Genomic DNA, 4,532 nt, shown 5'->3' with positions numbered 1-4,532 from the left:
TGTAGCCGTTGGTATTGCTGGTGCTATTGCTGGTGTTGTCCATAGTCCTTCTTGTAGCCGGAAAGGTCAGCGACAGTTCCCGTTGATCGACGGTCCGATGTACTTGGAGATCTCGAACACGAACGGCTCGGTGCCCTCCATATCGGCCGGGCGGGGCACCAAGCGGGCCTGCACCTCCACCTGCTGGCCGCTGCCCACAGGCAGCTTCGCGGCCGTATAGGCCTTTTCCAGCACCTTGTAGTCACCCTTCATCAGCACCGGGATGGTCTTGCCCGAGGCGCATTCCCGCAGCGTGGGCGCATCGGCCCAGTACACGAACGAGCCCACATAGACGGCCGACTCGCTCACCGGGTCCATGGCGTCGGTGCGCAGCAGGTGCATCGGCAACTCACTGGCGATGGGCTGACCCGCCTGATCGAGCATGCGCAGCGTGTCACCGTGCACGAATGCCCAGCGTCCCACCACGCCGGTGTCGCCCTGCAGCGTCAGCGTCTTCCCGTCGAACTGCCAGCGGCCCATGCGCACGTTGGGCGTCTTGTTCTTGCCGTCGTACGTCTCGCGCAGGCGATAGACGCTGTCCGGCCACACCGAAAGCGTGGTGATGAGTCCGGAACAATCGGCGCACGGGAGGGTCCCGTTATAGGTGGCCGGCGCGATGGACGCGATCGTCACGGCAGGGCCAGCCTTGGCTGCAGTCGAGTCGGCGCCCTGTTCGGCCGTGTCGCCGCCACATGCGGCCAGCGATGCGGTCAGCAACGCCGCCGTCAGCGCCACCACGGGCGCCATCACGGTCTTGATCATCTGTCTAGCTTCCCGTTGTGAAGACTTTGAACACCCAGGTGCAGACGCTGCGATTCGACAACCGCTTCGTCGACGAGCTCCCCGGGGATCCTGACCCGAGGAACCAGCGGCGACAAGTGCTCGGCGCCGCCTGGAGTGCGGTGCAGCCCACCCCGGTCGCTGCCCCTCAGCTCCTCGCGGTGGCGCCCGATGTGGCCACCATGCTCGGTTTCTCGCCCGAACAGACTGCGTCGCCTGAGTTTGCGGCCGTGTTCGGCGGCAACGCCCTGCTGGACGGCATGCGCCCCTGGGCGGCGTGTTACGGGGGCCACCAGTTCGGTCAGTGGGCCGGACAGTTGGGCGATGGCCGCGCCATCTCGCTTGGCGAACTCGTCACGGCAGAAGGCGCGCGCTGGGAACTGCAGCTCAAGGGCGCCGGTCCCACGCCGTATTCGCGTACCGCCGACGGGCGCGCGGTGCTGCGCTCGTCCATCCGCGAGTTCCTGTGCAGCGAGGCGATGCACCATCTGGGTGTGCCCACGACGCGCGCATTGTCGCTCGTGACCACGGGCGAGCCGGTGGTGCGCGACATGTTTTACAACGGCAATCCCGCTCCCGAACCCGGCGCAGTGGTGTGCCGCGTGGCGCCGTCCTTCGTGCGCTTCGGCAATTTCGAGATCTTCACGGCGCGTCACGACTTGGAGACGCTCGCCCAGTTGGTGGACTTCACCATCGCGCGCGACTTCCCGCACATCGCTGGCAGCGACGCTGAGCGTCGTGCCGCCTGGTTTCGCGAAGTGTGCGAGCGCACGGCGCACCTCATGGTGCATTGGATGCGCGTGGGGTTTGTGCACGGCGTGATGAACACCGACAACATGTCGATCCTGGGCCTCACGATCGACTACGGCCCTTACGGCTGGCTCGACAACTTCGATCCGCAGTGGACGCCGAACACCACCGATGCGCAGGGCCGTCGCTACCGCTACGCCCAGCAGCCGGCGGTGGCGCAGTGGAATCTCATGCGTCTCGCCGACGCGATTGCACCGCTGTTCTCCGACGTGACGCCCCTGCAGTCCGGTCTCGATCACTATGGCGACGTGTTCCTGAACGAACACGAGGCGATGCAGGCCGCCAAGTTCGGGTTCGTGCGCCAGGGCCCCGACGAAGACGCGATCATCACGGAAGGCTTCGTGTTGATGGAGCGTGCCGAGATCGACTTCACGCGATTCTTCCGTGCGCTGGGCGACCTGCGCGATGTGCCGGCCGATGCGTCCGCGGTGACGTTGCTGGGCGATGTGTTCTACGATCCCGCGTTGCGCGATGCCAACACTGATGCGCTCACGTCGTGGCTGCAGCGCTGGTATCAGGCGGTGCGGGTGCAGCGCCCCGATGCCGAGGCGCGTCGCACTGCGATGCACGCGGTGAATCCGTGGTTCGTGCTGCGCAACTATGTCGCGCAGCAGGCCATCGATGCGGCCACGGCGGGCGATCCGTCACAGGTGCGCCTGCTGCTCGAGGTGCTGCGCCGTCCGTACGACGAACAGCCGGAGCACGCCGCCCTGGCCGGGCGCCGCCCCGAATGGGCGCGCCACAAGGCCGGCTGTTCGATGTTGTCCTGCAGCTCCTGAGCCGCTCCTGACCTGACGCCCCGTATTCGCAGCGGAAGCGTTCTGCCGCTGTGAGGCGTCAGCGGGACGCCATCTCCGCCTGCTTCTTCACGATCGCGCCCACAAAGCGCAGCGCGTCCACCTGCGTGAACACAGCACCTTCGCGGCCGTCGCCGACCTCGAAGATCTTCACGCCGATGCCATCGATGTCGAAGCGCAGGCGTTCGTCGGCGTACTTCACATTCTGGATGTGCGTGGCCGGCACGCTGACCACGCTGTTGGGCAGGTACACATGCACGGAGTCGCCCACGACCTCCAGGCCCACCGTGCCGTCCATGCTCATCATCTGCACATCCTCGGGACCGAGGATCCGGGCCGAAGCCACGGACTTGGCGGCCGCTTCGGCGGCACGGGTCTGCTCGTCCTTGCAGGCCGCAGTGAGCAGCAGGGCCATGCAGAGGCCCGAGGTCAGGTGAAATCGGCGCATGGCAGGAACGTGGTGCGTGCGAGGCTCACCGGCCAGTGGTGGACTGCCGTATGGGCCCACATTTTCTCCGCATGCGACGGCGGGCATTTCTGCTGGGTGGACTGGGCACGGGCGGCGCGCTTTTCCTCGGATGGAGCTTGCTCCCTCCGCGGCAGCGCCTGCGCGGTCAGCGTGCACCCGAGACTTCCGCCGACTCCGTCGCCCTCAACGGCTGGCTCACCATTGCGCCCGATGGCGCGGTCACCATCGTCGCGCCCAAGGCCGAGATGGGGCAGGGCATTCATACGGCGCTGGCCATGCTGGTTGTCGAGGAGCTCGATTGCGACTGGGAGCAGGTGCGGGTGGTGCACAGCCCGATCGACCGCATTTACGGCAATGTGGCGGCGCTGGTCGACGGCTTGCCCATTCACCCCGACGAGGAACACGCCCCGCTCGTGCGCGGCGTGCGGTGGCTGACCGCGAAGGTCGCCCGTGAGCTTGGAGTGATGATGACCGGCGGCTCATCGAGTGTGCGGGACTGCTGGGTGGTCGCACGTCAGGCCGGCGCCACAGCCCGCGAAGCCCTGCTCTCTGCCGCCGCCGAACAGACCGGTATCCCGATTGCGGAATGCCGCACCGAGCGCGGTGTGGTGGTATGCGGCACGCAGCGTCTGACTTACGGATCGCTGGCTGCTGGAGCGGTGAGGCAGCGTCCGTCGCGTATCACGCTCAAGCCGCCTGCGCAGTTCACGCGCATCGGTGTGGCCACACCGCAGCTCGACGCGCGCCAGAAAGTGGAAGGCGCGCCACTCTACGGCATGGATGTCTCACTGGCCGACATGCTGTATGCCGCCGTGGCCCTGCCACCCGTGCTGGGCAGTCGGCCACTGCACTTCGACCAGCAGGCGGCGATGGCCCGCCCGGGTGTGCGCGCGGTGGTGCCCCTCGAAGGCACGCGCTATGGCGACCAACCTGGCGTGGCCATCATTGCCGAATCGTTGTGGCAGGCGCGTCAGGCGCTGTCGGCGCTCGCCATTGAGTGGAGTCCAAGCCCGCACGCGGCATTGTCCAGCGATGGCATCATGTCCACGCTGCGGGATCAGGCGCTGCATGGCGATGGGTTTGCCTTTCGTCGAAGCAAGGATGCGCAGGCTGCGGTGAGTGTGCCTGGTGCCCGCGTGATGGAGTCGCTGTACGAGGCGCCCTATCTCGCGCACGCCGCGATGGAGCCGATCAACGCCACCGCGCGCGTGTTCAAGGATCGCGCGGAGCTGTGGACCGGCACACAGGTGCCGGGATTTGCACGTGACGCGATGGCGCATGTGACGGCGCTCGATGCCTCGCAGATCACGGTGCACCAGTACCAGATGGGTGGCGCCTTTGGTCGTCGGCTCGAAGCTGACTATGTGGCGCAGATGGCAACCATTGCCAGAGCGATGCCTGGTGTGCCGGTGCAGATGATCTGGACACGTGAAGACGACATGCGTGCCGACTTCTATCGCCCGGCGGCCGTGACCCGCCTGCGGGCGTCGCTGTCACCATCGGGCGCGTTGCGCGCACTTGTGGTGCAATCAGCCAGCCAGGCCCCGTTCAAGGCACTGAGTCAGCGTGTGGGATTTCTGCCCACCACGCGCGGTCCTGATCGCACCACGGCCGAAGGCACATGGGACCAGCCCTAC

At 66.7% G+C, this 4,532-nt stretch carries 4 protein-coding genes; 2 read left to right on the top strand and 2 right to left on the bottom strand.

Features of this window, described 5'->3' with window-relative positions:
- Positions 1-66: 66 nt before the first annotated feature.
- Entirely contained in the window at positions 67-801 is a 735-nt protein-coding gene (locus tag VGE27_RS03460) for a copper resistance protein NlpE N-terminal domain-containing protein (RefSeq protein WP_331048240.1), read from the bottom strand.
- Between the two features lie 38 nt (positions 802-839).
- On the opposite strand from VGE27_RS03460, the gene VGE27_RS03455 reads away from it, so the two are divergent.
- On the top strand, positions 840-2,408 hold the full coding sequence (locus tag VGE27_RS03455; protein WP_345787973.1) for a protein adenylyltransferase SelO: 1,569 nt from the start codon (positions 840-842) through the stop codon (positions 2,406-2,408).
- 58 nt (positions 2,409-2,466) lie between these two features.
- Here the strand turns inward: VGE27_RS03455 and VGE27_RS03450 are convergent, their stop codons facing one another.
- Entirely contained in the window at positions 2,467-2,874 is a 408-nt protein-coding gene (locus tag VGE27_RS03450; protein WP_331048238.1) for a hypothetical protein, read from the bottom strand.
- A gap of 71 nt (positions 2,875-2,945) precedes the next feature.
- Between VGE27_RS03450 and VGE27_RS03445 the strand changes: the two genes are divergently transcribed.
- Positions 2,946-4,532: xanthine dehydrogenase family protein molybdopterin-binding subunit (locus tag VGE27_RS03445; protein ID WP_331048237.1), on the top strand; the 1,587-nt coding region annotated here is incomplete at its 3' end.

This window comes from Gemmatimonas sp., from assembly GCF_036405635.1.
Classification (GTDB): Bacteria; Gemmatimonadota; Gemmatimonadetes; order Gemmatimonadales; family Gemmatimonadaceae; genus Gemmatimonas.
Note: the sequence above shows the minus strand (reverse complement) of the source record. Positions and strands in the feature narration are given on the sequence as shown.

Bases quoted from the DNA above. Each gene is read 5' to 3' on its own strand.
- VGE27_RS03460 (WP_331048240.1), bottom strand. From the start codon at position 801: ATGATCAAGACCGTGATGGCGCCCGTGGTGGCGCTGACGGCGGCGTTG.
- VGE27_RS03450 (WP_331048238.1), bottom strand. From the start codon at position 2,874: ATGCGCCGATTTCACCTGACCTCGGGCCTCTGCATGGCCCTGCTGCTC.